Raw genomic sequence first — 17,448 nt, 5'->3', positions numbered from 1 at the left:
TCATGCAAATTGATAAATTACGAGGCGATGAGCTTGACCATTTATTTGATGCAATTCTATCGTTGAAAGATAGAGAGGAATGTTATCGCTTTTTTGATGATATTGCGACAATGAGTGAAATACAATCATTATCTCAAAGACTTCAAGTAGCTAAAATGCTCACCCAAGGCTATACATACAAAACGATAGAGAAGGAAACAAAAGCATCTACAGCAACAATCTCAAGGGTAAGGCGTTGCATTGACTATGGTAGTGATGGATATAAGATGGTTCTAGAGCGAACTTTGGATAAAGAGTAACCGTTGAAGAAAAGCTGCATTCGAACACTAGAATGTAGCTTTTTTTGTATATTAAACTAATTACATGGAAATTTCTAATAGATCGATATTTCTTTAATGGTTAGACAAAAGCAAATTTCTAATACTAAAGCTGAACAATACGATACATTAGCTCCGGAAATATACGTAGACTCCTGCGGGAGGAAAGGCATAGGTGAGACCCCGAGATGCACCTGCGTCTACAAGTAACGCTACGCAGCAGGCTTCCTCGGTGCAAGGCAGCATTGTAGCAAACTCATTGTAGTTGCCTGGCTCAGCAGCCGCCCGCGGCAAGGTAGACACCGCGATGGTTCTTTCGAGCGGATGTCGCCCCTGTACTCGAAAGTGAAAGCGAAGTATATTTCCGGAGCGGGTTAGTTGCACCTAAATTGTAGAATTAGTTTTTTTTATATAGAGAAAGCTTTTGTCTTAGCCCTTTTTTGTGCATTTATTCCCATGTGGTACAATCAAGAAAACAAATATATGAGGATAGGACTGTAAGTTATGACAAAGGAAGTACGTATAAAGATTAAATCAAAGTTTGTTTCAAAATATAGAAATGGTTTTCCGCTCATCTTGCAAGATGCAATTATTAACCAAAAAGATTTAAAAGATGAAGGTACAATTGTCAGTTTAACCGATGAAAAGAATTCCTTTATTGCGAAAGGATATTATGGAAGACAAAATAAAGGGTACGGTTGGGTACTAAGTAAAAATGAACATGAAAAGTTTGACAAAGGATTTTTCAAAAATCGATTATTAACAGCAATAAATAGAAGGGAACCATTCTTTGCTGATAAAGAGACAACAGCTTTTCGTATTTTTAATGGTGAAGGGGACGGAATCGGCGGCATTACAATTGATTATTTTGATGGATTTTATTTAATTAATTGGTATAGCAAAGGAATTTATCATTTTAAGCAGCCGATAATAGAGGCTCTTCAAGAATCAGTAGACTTTAAAGGTATCTATCAGAAAAAGCGATTTGATGTGAAAGGTCAATATGTAGAAGATGATGACTTTGTCATGGGAGAACGTGGGGAATTTCCAATAATCGTTAAAGAAAATGGCGTGAATTTTGCTGTATATTTGAATGAAGGTGCGATGGTAGGTGTATTTTTAGATCAGCGGGAAGTTCGGAAGACTATTCGAGATAAATATGCTTCTGGAAAGAATATGTTAAATACGTTTTCTTATACTGGGGCTTTTTCAGTATTTGCTGCTTTAGGAGGAGCAACTAGAACAACAAGTGTAGATCTTGCTAATCGAAGCAAACCAAAGACAATTGAACAATTTAGTCTGAACGGAATAGATTACGAGGCACAAGATATTATCGTGGAAGACGTATTCCAGTATTTCAAATATGCAGGAAGGAAAAATTTGAAATTTGATTTGGTTGTTTTAGACCCACCAAGCTTTGCACGGTCAAAAAAGTTAGTATTTAGTGCAGAAAAAGATTACACAAAGCTATTAAAAGAAACAATAGCAATAACAGAAGATCAAGGAGTAATTGTTGCCTCTACAAATTCTAGTGCATTTGGTATGGGGAAATTTAAAGGGTTTATTAAAAAAGCCTTTGAAGAAACGAACACGCAATATAAGATACTTGAAGAATTCTCACTTCCAGAAGATTTTCGGACTATTCGAGAGTATAAGGAAGGTAATTATTTGAAAGTAGTATTCGTTAAGAAATTGGGTTAACGGTATTTTGGGTTATAAGAAACGGAGTAAGAGTATAGTATAGTCCGTTTTGAAAGAAATTTAGTATAAAAGGTAACATAGAACCATTCTATAAGCCCGAATGTGTAACTTTTGCAGTAAAAGGTAATATAGAACCGTTCTATAAGCCCAAGTGTGTAACTTTTGCGGTGAAAGGTAATATAGAATCGATCTATAAGCCCGATTGTCCAATTGACTGTATAAAAGGTAACATAGTATCATTCTATGTTACCTTTTGAATCGATTAGAGCCCAATTAAGTCCTATAAACCTCTACCTATTGAACAACCTAATAAAAATCCACTCAAGTCTAGACATTTCACTAAATTCCTCTATCAATTTTTGCTATAATAAACTAATGATTACTGTAGATGGAGGATTAGACCTTTGTATATAAATATGAAAGAATGGAAGCACGTATTCAAGCTTGATCCAGCAAAAGAAATTTCAGATGAAGATTTAGAACTTATTTGTGAATCAGGGACGGATGCAATTATCGTAGGAGGAACAGATAACATCACATTAGATGGTGTACTAGATTTATTGTCTAGTATTCGCAGATACACGGTCCCAGTGATATTAGAAATTTCGAATATGGAAGCTATTACTCCTGGATTTGACTATTACTACATCCCAATGGTAATGAACAGTAAAGATAAAAAATGGATGATGGACATCCAACATGAAGCAATTAAAGAGTTTAAAGACATTATGAACTGGGATGAAATACTTGTTGAAGGCTATTGTATTTTAAATGAAGAAGCGAAAGCATTTGAACATACAAACTGTAAGCTTCCTACAGATGAAGATGTTACTGCGTATGCCTATATGGCAGAGAATATTTTTCACCTCCCTATTTTCTATGTTGAATACAGTGGGAAATATGGAAATCCAGAATTAGTGAAACAAGTAAAAGACGAACTCCGTGATACGTTACTATTTTATGGTGGTGGAATTGAAACAGCAGAACAAGCAAAAGAAATGAAGCAACATGCAGATGTTATCGTAGTTGGAAATAGTGTCTACACCAATATAAAAGAAGCGTTAAAAACAGTACAAGCTGTTAAAGACAACTAATTTTCACACTAAAACACTTAATTGAGAAATAATAATTGGTAAGGAAGGTGTTTTGACATGAGTCGTACAGTAGATGACTTAATCAAAGGATTAAATAAACAGCAACAAGAGGCTGTCAAACATACAGAGGGACCTTTATTAATTATGGCCGGTGCTGGAAGTGGTAAGACTCGTGTACTAACACACCGTATTGCATACTTAATGGATGAAAAAGGTGTATCGCCACGTAATATTCTGGCGATAACATTTACAAATAAAGCAGCTCGTGAGATGAAGGAACGTGTTAGTAAGCTAGTTGGACCAGAAGGGGCGGATATGTGGGTATCTACGTTCCACTCTATGTGTGTCCGTATTTTAAGAAGAGATATTGATCGGATTGGCTATAGTCGTAACTTTACGATATTAGATAGTAGTGATCAATTATCAGTAGTTAAACAAGTACTAAAAGATTTAAATATTGATACGAAACAATTTGAACCTCGTGCTATGCAAAATCAAATAAGTAGCGCAAAGAATGAACTAATAACTGCTACGGATTTTACGAGCAAAGCAAGTAATTTCTATGATCGACAGGTGGCAAAGGTTTATGAAGGGTATGAAAAAGTTTTACGCAAAAACCAATCATTAGATTTTGATGATTTAATCATGCAAACTATCCACCTATTTAAACGTGTCCCAGAAATATTGGAATATTATCAACGTCGTTTTCAATACATTCATGTGGATGAGTATCAAGATACAAACCATGCCCAATATACACTAGTTAAACAATTAGCGAATCGATTCCAAAACCTATGTGTAGTTGGAGATTCGGATCAATCGATTTACCGTTGGCGTGGAGCAGATATCTCGAATATCCTCTCCTTTGAAAAAGATTATCCTGCAGCAAGAACTGTTTTTCTTGAGCAAAATTATCGTTCAACGAAATCTATTCTTGAAGCAGCAAATAAAGTAATTGCTAATAATCCTGGGCGAAAACCGAAAAACCTTTGGACAGAAAACCCAGATGGACAAAAGATTCATTATTATCAAGGTGCTACAGAACAAGATGAGGCATTGTTTATAACGGATAAAATCCGTGAACTTATTCGTGAAGAAGGATTTTCACCTAGTGACGTGGCAATATTATATCGTACTAACGCACAGTCCCGTGCAGTCGAGGATACATTAATGAAATCGGGTGTTGCTTACCAAATGGTAGGAGGCATGCGATTCTATGACCGAAAAGAAATTAAAGATATGATTGCCTATTTACGTTTAATTACTAACCCAGATGATGATCTAAGTTTTGAACGTGTAGTTAATGAACCCAAACGGGGAATTGGTAAAACTTCTATTGAGCGTTTAAGAGCTTATGCGATTGAAAATGGACTATCTTTTTATCAAGCGGTTGAAGTAGTTGATTTTACTGGTGTCCCTAAAAAAGCAGCCAATGCTTTAGCAGAATTCGGGAATCTTATTAAAACTTTAAATCAACAACAAGAGTTCCTAACTGCAACGGATATGGTTGAACAAGTTCTTGAACGTTCCGGATATGAAGAAATGTTGAAAAATGAACGGACAATAGAATCACAAAGTCGACTTGAAAACTTGGAAGAATTTATGACTGTAACAAAAGATTTTGAAGCATCTAGTGAGGATAAGACATTAATTGCTTTCTTAACGGACTTAGCTTTAATTGCTGATATTGATCGAGTGGATGAGGAAGATCCAGAGAATAATGAAAAAGTAACATTGATGACATTACATGCTGCTAAAGGTCTTGAGTTTCCGGTTGTCTTTCTTATCGGTTTGGAAGAAAATGTCTTCCCGCATAGCCGTGCTATGTTTGATGATGAAGAGATGGAAGAGGAACGTCGACTAGCATATGTAGGGATTACTCGTGCAGAGAAACAGTTGTATTTAACAAATGCTAAAATGCGTACGTTATATGGACGAACAAACATGAATCCGATAAGCCGATTTATCAATGAAATTCCTGAAGAACTAATTGAGGGGATTGAACAAGCGAGAAATACGATGTTTGGCTCTTCTTCATTTGGAAGAAACTTCAGTGAAAGAGATTTGAGAAGTCCTTTTGCTAGTCCGAAATCACAAGGTCAACCAACACAGCAACCACGTCGTAGTACAGTTCGCGTGCAACAATCTACTGGTGCAGAAAGTGAAACATGGAAACCAGGTGACAAGGCAGAACATAAGAAGTGGGGCGTTGGTACCGTAGTAAAGGTTCAAGGTGAAGGAGATAAAATGGAACTTGATGTTGCATTCCCTGCACCAACAGGTATTAAACGATTGCTTGCTAAATTTGCACCAATTACGAAACAATAAGGAGGTGCTGGCTGAATGGATAAAGCACAAGCACAAGAAAAAATCGAATCCTTAAAAGAATTATTAAATCGTTATGCGTATGAATATTATGTCCTGGATAAGCCGACTGTACCAGATTCAGAATTTGACCAAAAGCTTGAAGAGCTTCGGAAATTAGAAGAGGCATTTCCAGAACTTATTACAACGGATTCCCCGACACAACGAGTTGGTGGGGAACCTTTAGCTGGATTTCAAAAGGTACAACATTCCATTCCCATGCTAAGTCTTGGAAATGCATTTAATGAGCAAGACCTTCGTGATTTTGCTCGACGTGCAAGTCAAGGGACGAATAAGCCATTAGTTTTTGTTTGTGAATTAAAGATTGATGGTTTAGCTATTGCACTCACATATGAAAATGGAAAATTTGTTAGAGGGGCAACCCGTGGTGATGGTACAACTGGTGAAGATATTACCCATAATTTACGTACAATAAAAAGTATCCCATTGTCTATTAAGGAAAAGCGGAAAATTGAAGTGCGTGGAGAATGCTACATGCCTCATAAATCATTCCTTGCTCTAAATAAACAGCGGGAAGAAAACGGGGAAGAACTTTTTGCCAATCCAAGAAATGCGGCAGCTGGTTCATTAAGACAATTAGACCCTAAAATAGCGGCATCTCGTAACTTAGATGTGTTTCTATACGGAATTGGGGAATGGGAAGCAGAGTCTGTCACTTCTCATAGTGAACGATTAAATCAATTAAAAGAACTAGGGTTTCGAACAAACCCGGAGTGGAAAAAGTGTGAAACCATTGAAGAGGTACTAGAATATGTAGAGTATTGGACAAAAGAACGTCCAAATCTACCTTATGAAATTGATGGTATAGTTATTAAAATAGATGACTTACAGACCCAAGAAGAATTAGGCTTTACAGTAAAGAGTCCACGTTGGGCAATTGCTTATAAATTCCCAGCTGAAGAAGTAGTTACGAAACTAATTGATATTGAATTAAGTGTAGGGCGTACAGGAGTAGTAACCCCGACAGCAATTCTGGAACCAGTCCGTGTTGCAGGTACAACAGTTCAACGTGCTTCCCTTCACAATGAAGATTTAATTCGAGCAAAGGATATTCGGATTGGTGACTCAGTAGTAATTAAGAAAGCAGGAGATATCATCCCTGAAGTTGTTCGTGTTATTACAGAACATCGTAGTGGACAAGAAGAGCCTTATGCTATGCCTAGCGAATGTCCAGCTTGTGGAAGTGAGCTAGTTCGTTTAGAAGAGGAAGTTGCGTTACGTTGTATTAATCCTAATTGTCCAGCACAACTTCAAGAAGGTTTAATTCATTTTGTCTCTCGGAATGCGATGAACATTGAAGGGCTTGGGGAAAAAGTGATTAATCAATTATTCCGAGAAGGATTAATCCAAACTATAGCAGATATTTATCGTTTAGAGCGAGAAGAGTTATTAAAATTGGAACGAATGGGTGAAAAATCTGTCGATAATTTACTCACTGCTATCGAAGGCTCTAAACAAAATTCACTTGAGAGACTATTATTCGGCTTAGGAATACGATTTATTGGCGCAAAAGCTGCTAAGACATTAGCAACAGAATTTGTGACAATGGAAAAATTACAACAAGCAACATATGAAGATCTAATCGCCATTGATGAGATAGGTGAAAAAATGGCCGATTCTATTGTTCAATATTTTTCAGAAGAAAAAGTTACAGCTTTAATAAAAGAATTAAAAGATCTTGGCTTGAATTTTAATTATAACGGACCTAGACCTGTTGAAGTTAGTGATACTGATAATCCATTTGCAGGAAAGACTATCGTATTAACTGGTAAAATGGAACAAATGTCACGGCCTGAAGCAAAAGAGCGCATCGAAGCATTAGGTGGTAAAGTAACTGGAAGTGTTAGTAAAAAGACAGATATCGTTATTGCTGGAGAAGATGCAGGATCTAAATATGATAAAGCAGTTCAGCTCGGTATAACAATATGGAATGAAAATGAGTTTATCAATATGTTAGAAGGCTAAGGAGGAGTTGTCATGAAAAAATTAAATATCCTGTTACTATGTATACTCCTTTTATTAGCAAGTTGTGCACCTAGTTTTGATAATGGTGAAGAAGAATTAGTGCAAGAACAACCAACTGGCACACCGTCAATCGTACCTTCTTATAAGTTATCTGATGAAGATTATCGTGTCATTTTGCCTTACCGTACTAGTAAGGCAAGAGGTGCAATTATAAATCAGATGAAAACAAATCGACTAGATATTGATGAAATGGAAGAAGGGTTGATGCGTCATTCCAAAGAATATTTTGATCCAAATAAGTATTACTTTGAAGAAGGACAATATCTAGATTATAGCACCGTATTAAGTTGGATTGATGAGCTTAACCCTAATTTAGAAGACGATGCTTCAATTGAAGACTATGAAAATAATCCAAGAACATTTACCCATATTTTGGAACATAATTATTTGAAAAGAAATGAAGATAAATCTGTGGAGTTAGTCGGTGTTTCCATTGGTATTGCCCTGAAATCTCAATATATCTTTCATGCGGAAGGTAGAGGACCATTTTATAGAGATATTTCAGAAGCAGAAATGTTAAAAACAGGTAAAGAGGTTGCTTCAACTGTATTGCAACGTTTAAGACAAATAGAAGGTCTTCTTGATGTTCCAATCATGATTGCATTATATCGAGAAGAACAAAGAGGTTCTGCTGTTCCTGGTAACTTTGTTGCCAAAACTTACGTCGAAGCAAGTGACATGAGTATTAAGGATTGGGATACAGTAGAAGAAGATTATATTTTATTTCCATCTAAGGAAGCCGAGCAAAAATATTTAGATGATGCAGAAATTGTAGGTACTTTTGGTGAAGAAATTTCGCAGTTTTTCCCGAACTACGTGGGTTATATTGGTGAAGGTTTTTATGTGAATGAAGAATTACAAAAACTTACGATTGAAGTGCCAATTGAATTTAATGGTAAAGCTGAAATCCTTGGTTTTGCCCAATACACATACATGTTAGTGAAAGATAAATTCCCTAATAATTATGATATTGAAATAAAGATAAGCTCCAGTAATCAGTTAGAAGGGTATATTTATCGAGAAGCTGGAAAAGATGACCCAATCGTACACATTTTTTAAATAAAAATTGGATTGTTTGAACACTATAAAATATTACGTTAGAATAAGGAGTGGATATTCCACTCCGTTTTTTTATGTAGAACTCTAATATATTGCATATTTTTGGAAACGGTTAACGGAATAAATCAGATTTTTAATGGGAGGTTTTATGATGGTAGTACCTTACACGCATGAACCATTTACCGATTATACAGCAGAAGAAAATAAACAACTTATGTTGGAAGCGCTTAAAAAAGTAGAAGCAGATCTTGGAAAAGAGTATCCACTAGTTATTGGTGGAGAAAGAATAATGACAGAAGATAAAATTGTTTCTGTTAACCCTTCTAATAAAGAAGAGGTAATTGGCTACGTTTCTAAAGCAAATACAGAGTTAGCTGAAAAAGCAATGAAAATAGCTGATGAAACATTCCAAACATATTGGAGAAGTACGGATGCTAAATTCCGTGCTGATATTCTGTTCCGTGCAGCAGCAATAATTCGTCGTCGTAAACATGAGTTTAACGCACATCTTGCCAAAGAAGCTGGAAAGCCATGGAAGGAAGCAGATGGTGAAACAGCTGAGGCAATCGATTTCTTAGAATATTACGGTCGCCAAATGTTGAAACTTAAAGATGGTATGCCAGTTAACAGCCGTCCGATTGAACATAACCGTTTTGATTATATTCCACTAGGTGTTGGGCTAGTTATTTCACCTTGGAACTTCTCTTTTGCAATCATGGCAGGAACAGCTGTTGCAGCAATGGTAACTGGTAACACAGTATTATTAAAACCTGCAAGTGTTACACCAGTAATTGCGTACAAGTTCATGGAAGTACTCGAAGAAGCAGGTATGCCTAAAGGTGTTATTAATTACATTCCTGGACCGGGAGCAGAAGTTGGCGATTATTTAGTAAATCATCCACGTACTCGTTTTATTAGCTTTACTGGTTCCCGTGATGTTGGACTAAATATTTTTGAAAAAGCAGCAAAAATTCAAGAAGGCCAAATTTGGCTAAAACGTACTATCCTTGAAATGGGTGGTAAAGACACAATCGTAGTGGATAAAGAAGCTGACCTTGAACTTGCAGCAGAATCAATTGTACATTCAGCATTTGGTTTCTCAGGACAAAAATGTTCGGCATGTTCACGAGCAGTTATTCATGAAGAAGTATACGACCAAGTAAAAGATCGTGTCGTTGAATTAACGAAAGAATTAACTATCGGAGACCCTGCAGATAATAATTACATGGGACCAGTAATCGATCAGGCTTCTTATGATAAGATTATGAAATATATAGAAATTGGAAAAGAAGAAGGAGAATTACTAGTTGGAGGAACTGGTGACGATTCTAAAGGTTGGTTCGTTAACCCAACAGTATTCGCTGATCTTGATCCAAAAGCCCGCATTATGCAAGAAGAAATCTTTGGACCTGTTGTAGCTTTAGCTAAGGCTAAAGATTTCACAGAAGCAATTGAGATTGCTAATAACACAGAATATGGATTAACAGGTGCTGTAATAACAAATAACCGTGAGCACCTAGAACAAGCACGTAGAGACTTCCATGTTGGTAACTTATACTTCAACAGAGGATGTACTGCAGCTATCGTTGGTTACCAACCATTTGGTGGATTCAATATGTCTGGTACTGACTCTAAAGCAGGTGGGCCTGACTACCTAATCCAACATATGCAAGGAAAGACTACTTCTGAGATGCTATAAAATTTTTAAGAAACCCCCTTTCAATAATTTGAAGGGGGTTTTACAATTGTAAGAAAGTTAGGAAATATTCTTAGAAAAATATACACTATTTGCTATTGTTCGACAACAAGCGACACAAGACTCTTATTTTTTCAACGTAAACTTTCCTACTTTCCTCATTTTAGGAAAGTAGGAAAGTTTTTAGGACTTTATTCGTGTTTTTTTGTATCAACTTTCCCAATATGAAAAATCAAAAAGTATGATATTATATAGTTAACAAATAGAATTAGAAGCAAAAACTAGGAGGAAAGTAGTATGGAAATAGGCTCCTTTATAAAATTACAACGTGTCAAAAAAGGGATGACACAAGAAGAACTTGCTAATGGAATTGTTTCTATGAGCTATTTGTCAAAAATCGAAAACCTCCGAACAGAAGCAAGTCCTGAAGTAATAAGCTTACTTTGTACTCGGCTTGGCATTGACCTTAATAGTGAGAATGATATTACTATAAAAGAAAAATGTGAACAATGGTACAGTATGTTGTTTGATGTTAGCGATAAAGAAGAAATTATAGAAATGTATAATGAACTTAGTGAACTACTTGCTATGACTCGATCAGATAGTTTAATGATGTTTGAGATTCATAAGATTAGGTACTTCCTTATCTTAGGACAAATTGAAAATGCATTAGAACAGATTAATAGCTTAAATGAAGTATCGGGCACTTTTGATAACTTACATCAATATTACTGGTATAAGTTTAAAGGAAACTATGCATCTACAAACAGTGAATCTAATCAGGCATTAAAAATGTATAAGCTTGCAGAAGAAAAATTGAAACAAATTCATCTGCCTGAAGAGGAAATTGCCGATTTACAATACATAATGGCTATAACACATAGCATTTTATTAAATACACTTGAAGCAATTGAGTACTCTAACAAGGCTATTGATATTTTCCAAAAAGCATATAACTTTATTAGATGTGCACAATGCCACATAGTGTTGGGGATTTCTTTTAGAAGAATAAAGATGTATGATAAATCTATAAAACATTATAATCTGGCTAGACATCTAGGAGAATTGAATAAAAATAACCATATTATTCAACTAACCAATCAAAATTTAGGGTATCTTTATGCATCTATCGGAGATTCGAAAGAAGCAATTAAATATTTTATTAAAGTTGTAGATGATCAAGAAGTCAACATTGATGAAAGATTAAGCGCAATCACGAATCTCATTAAAGAGTATTATAAGATCCATAAACTAGATGAAGCTAAAGATGTACTTGTAAAAGCAAAACAACTGTTAAATTCTTCTGGAAAAGATGTTTCTAATAAATTGTATGAATATACTATTCTAACTTATACATATGCTATTAAAAAACAAGATGATTTATTTATTTCATTAGTAATGGATGAATTTATACCTTACCTACAGAAACGGAAAGATTACGCCAACTTAATTGTTTTCTCAAATATGCTTGGCAAATATCTGGAAGGCTTAGGAAGGTATAAGGATTCCGTTAAATATTATAAATTAGCTAATCTTACTTATGAAGAAGTAGTTAACCTATAAAGGAGGGATGAATCTATGAAAAAATTTATTGCATCTGTAGCTTTAGGAACCCTACTTCTAGCTGGTGCCCTATATGCGCAAGAAGAACAAAAGGATGTAGCAATTGGTGAAGTACATCCACCAATCTTCCAAAAAATGTCTACATTTAGTGTAAGTCTGTACTAATCAATCAATTTACTTAAGCTTGTCAGTAATTCTATGTTTTTTACCCTATTACTATATATGATAGATTTTGCCTGAAGTGGTGTGAAACTGCTTCAGGATTTTTTTTATGCATAGAATCAGATTATTTTGTTAAATTCGACTAAATTTTACATTATAACAACCACGAGTTAATTTTACTAAACTTTTGTACTATTACTATTAATGGGAAAATATTGTGTTATTATGAAGGTGGGAGAAGTGATTTTTTAATAATTTAGTATTTATCTCATAATATATTGCATACACTTTTCCTAAGTGGATTGTACTATTAGAAAAGAAAGGGGTTATATAATGGAAGAATTTGCACTCACAGGGGCTACTTGGTTTTGGATGTTTGTGCCAATGCCGTTACTAATTGTTTTATCACTTGTATCATTATTTACTAATAAGGGGGAGTAAAAATTGGATGGTACTATTTTAGCTACATTTATAGTTTATTTAATTTTAATGATGATTATCGGGGTGATCATGTATTACCGGACTAATAATCTATCAGACTATGTTTTAGGTGGAAGGAAATTAGGACCAGCTTTTGCTGCTTTAAGTGCTGGGGCATCAGACATGAGTGGTTGGCTACTATTAGGTCTACCTGGTGCAATCTATGTATCTGGTTTTGGTGGAGCTTATGGTGGCTGGATGGCTATCGGTCTTGCAGTAGGTGCTTATTTAAACTGGCATTTCGTTGCTAAAAGGCTACGCGTTTATACGGAAGTATCGAACAACTCGATTACAATTCCGGACTTCTTAGAAAATCGCTTCAAAGACAATTCTCATATTCTTCGGGTTAGTTCTGCACTTGTTATTCTATTATTCTTTACTTTTTATACATCTTCAGGAATGGTTGCTGGTGCTACATTATTTGAGGCATCATTTGGTTTATCCTACCAAGCTGCATTATGGATTGGTGCACTTGTAGTAGTTTCCTATACATTCTTAGGTGGATTTTTAGCTGTAGTGTGGACAGACTTTATCCAAGGTCTATTAATGCTCTTTGCATTAATTGTTGTACCAATAGTTGCAATAAGTGAAATGGGTGGTTGGGATGCAACCGTCCAAGCTGTTGGAGCAATAAATCCAGATGCATTAGATATTATGGCTGGATTTGGTACATTTGCAGGTGGGATAGCAATTATCTCTGGTATAGCATGGGGACTTGGGTATTTTGGTCAACCTCATATTCTAGTTCGTTTTATGGCTTTACGCTCTCATAAAGATGTGCCAAAAGCGAAGTTTATCGGTACGACTTGGATGATTTTAGGATTATATGGTGCGATCTTCACTGGTTTTGTAGGAATTGCATTTATTAGTACACAAGATGTATCCATACTAAGCAATATGGGAATTGAAGTAGTTGATGATAATGGTGTCCAAGTATTAGGAAATGCGGAAACAATCTTTATTGCATTTTCTCAACTCTTATTTAACCCAATCATTGCAGGTATTTTATTAGCAGCAATCCTATCTGCAATTATGAGTACGGTTGACTCGCAATTACTCGTATCATCATCAGCAGTAGCGGAAGACTTCTACAAAGCAATATTCCGCAAGCAAGCTTCTGAGAAAGAATTAGTGTGGATTGGTAGATTTGCAACGGTAGGAATTGCGCTTATCGCAACACTAATTGCGATGAATCCAGAAAGCTCTGTACTTGAACTAGTAGGTTATGCTTGGGCAGGATTTGGAGCTGCATTTGGACCGACAATAATTCTATCATTATTCTGGAAAGGTATTACTAGAAATGGTGCTTTAGCAGGTATTATTGCCGGGGCAGTAACAGTAGTTATTTGGGGCGGATTCTTAGAAGGTGGAATCTTTGACTTATATGAAATTGTTCCAGGATTTATCTTGAACCTAATCTTTACAATAGGGGTAAGTTTATTAGGTAAGCCTTCACCAGAAATGGAAGCTGAATTTGATGAAACAGTAGCAAGAGTAAAATAACTAGACGTAAACGACACTTCTTCAATATGGAGAAGTGTCGTTTTTTTAATGCTAATTTTCTACAAAAGTTGCCTATACCTAGTAAATTCTGCTATTATCAATAGTATTGTAGAAGTTTTTTTATGAAATTTAAATATAGTATTACATAATAGTGGAGGTGCGAATAATGGCTGAAATTACAAAAGAACAAGTGAAACACGTTGCTAACTTAGCGCGACTTGAAATATCAGAGGAAGAAGCGGAAATGTTCACGAATCAATTAAGTTCAATTATAGAGTTTGCAGAAACGTTGAATGAGATAGATACAGATGGAATTGAACCAACGACACACGTATTAGACTTGAAAAATGTCATGCGTAAGGACGAACCAAAACAATGGATTACACGAGAAGAAGCACTTAAGAATGCTCCTGACCATAAAGATGGACAATTCCGTGTGCCATCAATACTTGACTAAGGAGGGAAAATGAATGTCACTATTTGATTTAAGTATTAAAGAAATAGAAGCAAAATTACATAATAAAGAGATAACGGTAACAGATTTAGTTGATGAATCTTACAACCGTATTAAAGAGGTTGATGATAAAGTACATGCTTTCTTAACGTTAGATGAAGAAAATGCTCGTAATAAAGCGAAAGAATTAGATGCACAACCAGATACCTCAGCAAAATTATTCGGAATTCCAGCTGGTATAAAAGATAATATCGTTACAAAAGGACTTCGTACAACTTGTGCTAGTCAATTTTTAAGAAATTTCGATGATCCACTTTATGACGCAACGGTTATGGATAAGTTAAATAACGAAAAATCCGTAACGATCGGTAAGTTGAATATGGACGAGTTTGCAATGGGGTCTTCGAATGAAAACTCAAGTTTCACACCAACACGTAATCCGTGGAATACAGATTATGTGCCAGGTGGCTCTAGTGGCGGCTCAGCTGCAGCAGTAGCGGCTGGAGAAGTATTATTCTCTCTTGGTTCAGATACAGGTGGTTCTATTCGTCAACCAGCTGCATTTTGTGGTGTTGTTGGATTAAAACCTACATATGGACTAGTATCTCGGTTTGGATTAGTTGCCTTTGCATCTTCCCTAGACCAAATTGGACCAATTACTCGTACAGTAGAAGATAATGCGCGTGTATTAGAAGTAATTGCTGGGCATGACAATAAGGATACAACAAGTGCCAATGTAGATATTCCATCTTACACAGAGGCATTAACTGGTGATGTGAAAGGTCTAAAGATTGCAGTACCAAAAGAATACTTAGCAGAAGGTGTAAAACCGGAAGTTAAAGAAGCAGTGCTAGAGGCTTTAAAAGTATATGAATCATTAGGTGCTACTTGGGAAGAGGTTTCTTTACCTCACTCTAAATATGCGGTTGCTGCATATTATTTACTATCTTCATCAGAAGCATCTGCTAACTTAGCTCGTTTTGATGGAGTACGTTATGGTGTACGCTCAGAAAATGCAGAAAGCATGATTGATATGTTTAAGAAGTCTCGTAGTGAAGGTTTCGGAGAAGAAGTGAAGCGTCGAATTATGCTTGGAACATTTGCGCTTAGCTCTGGTTATTATGATGCGTATTATAAAAAAGCACAAAAAGTTCGTACACTAATTAAAAATGACTTTGATAAAATCTTTGAAGATTATGATGTGGTCATTGGTCCAACTTCACCAACTCCAGCATTTAAAGTCGGAGAGAAGATTGATGATCCATTAACGATGTATGTCGATGATATTCTAACAATTCCAGTTAACTTAGCTGGAGTACCAGGAATCTCTATTCCATGTGGATTCTCATCAGAAGGACTTCCAATTGGTTTACAAATCATTGGTAAACACTTTGATGAGAGTACGGTTTATCGTACAGCACATGCTTTTGAACAAGCAACTGATCATCATAAAAAGAGACCTCAAATTGGAGGTGGAATGTAATGAACTTTGAAACAATTATTGGTTTAGAAGTACACGTAGAATTAAAAACAAAATCAAAAATATTTAGCCCGAGCCCAAATGCGTTCGGAGCAGATCCAAATACAAATGTAAACCCAATCGACCTAGGATATCCGGGTGTTCTTCCTGTATTAAATGAAGAAGCGGTTAACTTTGCGATGAAAGCAGCTATGGCACTTAATTGTGAAATTGCGACACATACAAAATTTGATCGTAAAAATTACTTCTATCCAGATAATCCGAAAGCATATCAAATTTCTCAATTTGATCAACCAATTGGGGAACATGGTTGGATTGAAATCGAGGTTGGCGGTAAGAAGAAGAAAATCGGAATTACCCGTGTACACCTAGAGGAAGATGCTGGTAAATTAACACACGGTGAAGATGGCTATTCTTATGTGGACTTTAACCGTCAAGGAACTCCACTTATTGAGATTGTATCCGAGCCAGATATGCGTACACCGGAAGAAGCGTATGCATACCTTGAGAAGTTAAAGACAATTATCCAATATACTGGTGTTTCCGATGTGAAAATGCAAGAAGGTTCACTTCGCTGTGACGCAAACATCTCACTTCGCCCATATGGACAAGAAAAATTCGGTACAAAGGCTGAATTGAAGAACTTAAACTCCTTTGCGTTTGTACAAAAAGGATTAGAGTTTGAGGAAAAACGTCAAGAAAAAGTGTTACTTTCAGGTGGAGAGATATTACAAGAAACTCGTCGTTTTGATGAGAAAACAAAAGAAACAATTCTAATGCGTGTGAAAGAAGGTTCTGATGATTATCGTTACTTCCCTGAGCCAGATCTTGTACCATTGTACATTGATGACGCTTGGAAGGAACGCATCCGTCAAGAAATCCCAGAGCTTCCAGATGCACGTAAACAACGATATATGGATGAGCTAGGCTTATCAGATTATGATGCAACAAACTTAACTTCATCTAAAGAAATGGCAGATTTCTTTGAGGAAACCGTTAGCCATGGAGCAGACATTAAACTTGTAGGTAACTGGTTAATGGGTGATATCTCTGGCTATATGAACAAGCACTTGAAAGAACTTCATGATTTAGCTATAACACCTGAATCTCTAGGGAAAATGATTAAGTTAATTGAGGAAGGAACAATTTCATCTAAGATTGCGAAGAAAGTTTTTGCTGAACTAGTAGAAAAAGGTGGCGATCCTGAAGAAATCGTTAAAGCAAAAGGACTTGTTCAAATTTCAGATGAAGGTCAATTACGTGAAATCATTACTGGTATTTTAAATGATAATGAACAGTCGATCATTGACTATAAGAATGGGAAAGACCGTGCACTTGGCTTCCTAGTAGGACAAGTAATGAAAGCAACAAAAGGTCAAGCAAACCCACCAATGGTGAACAAGATTTTAGTAGAAGAAATGAATAAACGATAAGAAATCATATGGGAGAATACTTCTCCCGTATGATTTTTTTGTCTTTGGATGGGGGTACTTTTTATTGCGGTAATAGTTTAAATGTATAAAGGAGGG

Annotated in this window: 13 protein-coding genes; all 13 read left to right on the top strand. The window is 35.8% G+C overall.

Features of this window, described 5'->3' with window-relative positions:
* Nucleotides 1-2: 2 nt before the first annotated feature.
* Nucleotides 3-299, top strand: coding sequence for a YerC/YecD family TrpR-related protein (locus IEV35_RS09605; RefSeq protein ID WP_188384438.1), 297 nt, complete (start codon nucleotides 3-5; stop codon nucleotides 297-299).
* 522 nt (nucleotides 300-821) lie between these two features.
* Nucleotides 822-2,018 (top strand): class I SAM-dependent rRNA methyltransferase, encoded by a 1,197-nt coding sequence (locus IEV35_RS09600; RefSeq protein WP_188384437.1) that lies wholly within the window; start codon nucleotides 822-824, stop codon nucleotides 2,016-2,018.
* A 416-nt stretch (nucleotides 2,019-2,434) separates the two neighbouring features.
* Nucleotides 2,435-3,112 (top strand): heptaprenylglyceryl phosphate synthase, encoded by a 678-nt coding sequence (gene pcrB / locus IEV35_RS09595; RefSeq protein WP_188384436.1) that lies wholly within the window; start codon nucleotides 2,435-2,437, stop codon nucleotides 3,110-3,112.
* 57 nt (nucleotides 3,113-3,169) lie between these two features.
* A complete protein-coding gene (pcrA, locus tag IEV35_RS09590; protein WP_188384435.1) occupies nucleotides 3,170-5,440 on the top strand; it encodes a DNA helicase PcrA in 2,271 nt (756 codons plus the stop codon).
* 15 nt (nucleotides 5,441-5,455) lie between these two features.
* A complete protein-coding gene (ligA, locus tag IEV35_RS09585; RefSeq protein WP_188384434.1) occupies nucleotides 5,456-7,462 on the top strand; it encodes an NAD-dependent DNA ligase LigA in 2,007 nt (668 codons plus the stop codon).
* A 12-nt stretch (nucleotides 7,463-7,474) separates the two neighbouring features.
* Nucleotides 7,475-8,581: a CamS family sex pheromone protein gene (locus tag IEV35_RS09580; protein WP_188384433.1), complete on the top strand. Its 1,107-nt coding sequence runs from the start codon at nucleotides 7,475-7,477 to the stop codon at nucleotides 8,579-8,581.
* 151 nt (nucleotides 8,582-8,732) lie between these two features.
* A complete protein-coding gene (gene pruA / locus IEV35_RS09575) occupies nucleotides 8,733-10,280 on the top strand; it encodes an L-glutamate gamma-semialdehyde dehydrogenase (protein WP_188384432.1) in 1,548 nt (515 codons plus the stop codon).
* Nucleotides 10,281-10,574: 294 nt separating this feature from the next.
* Entirely contained in the window at nucleotides 10,575-11,840 is a 1,266-nt protein-coding gene (locus IEV35_RS09570) for a helix-turn-helix domain-containing protein (RefSeq protein WP_188384431.1), read from the top strand.
* A gap of 15 nt (nucleotides 11,841-11,855) precedes the next feature.
* Nucleotides 11,856-12,005 carry a hypothetical protein gene (locus IEV35_RS09565; protein WP_188384430.1) on the top strand — a complete coding sequence of 50 codons (150 nt, stop codon included), beginning with the start codon at nucleotides 11,856-11,858 and terminating at the stop codon, nucleotides 12,003-12,005.
* 441 nt (nucleotides 12,006-12,446) lie between these two features.
* On the top strand, nucleotides 12,447-13,985 hold the full coding sequence (putP, locus tag IEV35_RS09560) for a sodium/proline symporter PutP (protein ID WP_188384429.1): 1,539 nt from the start codon (nucleotides 12,447-12,449) through the stop codon (nucleotides 13,983-13,985).
* A 166-nt stretch (nucleotides 13,986-14,151) separates the two neighbouring features.
* Nucleotides 14,152-14,442: an Asp-tRNA(Asn)/Glu-tRNA(Gln) amidotransferase subunit GatC gene (gatC, locus tag IEV35_RS09555; RefSeq protein WP_188384428.1), complete on the top strand. Its 291-nt coding sequence runs from the start codon at nucleotides 14,152-14,154 to the stop codon at nucleotides 14,440-14,442.
* Between the two features lie 13 nt (nucleotides 14,443-14,455).
* Nucleotides 14,456-15,922 (top strand): Asp-tRNA(Asn)/Glu-tRNA(Gln) amidotransferase subunit GatA, encoded by a 1,467-nt coding sequence (gene gatA, locus IEV35_RS09550; RefSeq protein WP_188384427.1) that lies wholly within the window; start codon nucleotides 14,456-14,458, stop codon nucleotides 15,920-15,922.
* Nucleotides 15,922-17,352, top strand: coding sequence for an Asp-tRNA(Asn)/Glu-tRNA(Gln) amidotransferase subunit GatB (gene gatB / locus IEV35_RS09545; protein WP_188384426.1), 1,431 nt, complete (start codon nucleotides 15,922-15,924; stop codon nucleotides 17,350-17,352). The genes gatA and gatB overlap by 1 nt, the downstream gene beginning before the upstream one ends.
* The last annotated feature ends 96 nt before the right edge of the window (nucleotides 17,353-17,448 follow it).

The sequence above is a fragment of the Ornithinibacillus halotolerans genome (genome assembly GCF_014637405.1).
GTDB classification, from domain to species: Bacteria; Bacillota; Bacilli; order Bacillales; family Amphibacillaceae; genus Ornithinibacillus; species Ornithinibacillus halotolerans.
This window is presented reverse-complemented; position numbering and strand designations above follow the sequence as displayed.

Excerpts from the sequence above, each read along its gene's own strand:
- IEV35_RS09605 (WP_188384438.1), top strand. The coding sequence starts at position 3 with ATGCAAATTGATAAATTACGAGGCGATGAGCTTGACCATTTATTTGAT.
- IEV35_RS09600 (WP_188384437.1), top strand. The coding sequence starts at position 822 with ATGACAAAGGAAGTACGTATAAAGATTAAATCAAAGTTTGTTTCAAAA.
- pcrB (WP_188384436.1), top strand. The coding sequence starts at position 2,435 with ATGAAAGAATGGAAGCACGTATTCAAGCTTGATCCAGCAAAAGAAATT.
- pcrA (WP_188384435.1), top strand. The coding sequence starts at position 3,170 with ATGAGTCGTACAGTAGATGACTTAATCAAAGGATTAAATAAACAGCAA.
- ligA (WP_188384434.1), top strand. The coding sequence starts at position 5,456 with ATGGATAAAGCACAAGCACAAGAAAAAATCGAATCCTTAAAAGAATTA.
- IEV35_RS09580 (WP_188384433.1), top strand. The coding sequence starts at position 7,475 with ATGAAAAAATTAAATATCCTGTTACTATGTATACTCCTTTTATTAGCA.
- pruA (WP_188384432.1), top strand. The coding sequence starts at position 8,733 with ATGGTAGTACCTTACACGCATGAACCATTTACCGATTATACAGCAGAA.
- IEV35_RS09570 (WP_188384431.1), top strand. The coding sequence starts at position 10,575 with ATGGAAATAGGCTCCTTTATAAAATTACAACGTGTCAAAAAAGGGATG.
- IEV35_RS09565 (WP_188384430.1), top strand. The coding sequence starts at position 11,856 with ATGAAAAAATTTATTGCATCTGTAGCTTTAGGAACCCTACTTCTAGCT.
- gatC (WP_188384428.1), top strand. The coding sequence starts at position 14,152 with ATGGCTGAAATTACAAAAGAACAAGTGAAACACGTTGCTAACTTAGCG.
- gatA (WP_188384427.1), top strand. The coding sequence starts at position 14,456 with ATGTCACTATTTGATTTAAGTATTAAAGAAATAGAAGCAAAATTACAT.
- gatB (WP_188384426.1), top strand. The coding sequence starts at position 15,922 with ATGAACTTTGAAACAATTATTGGTTTAGAAGTACACGTAGAATTAAAA.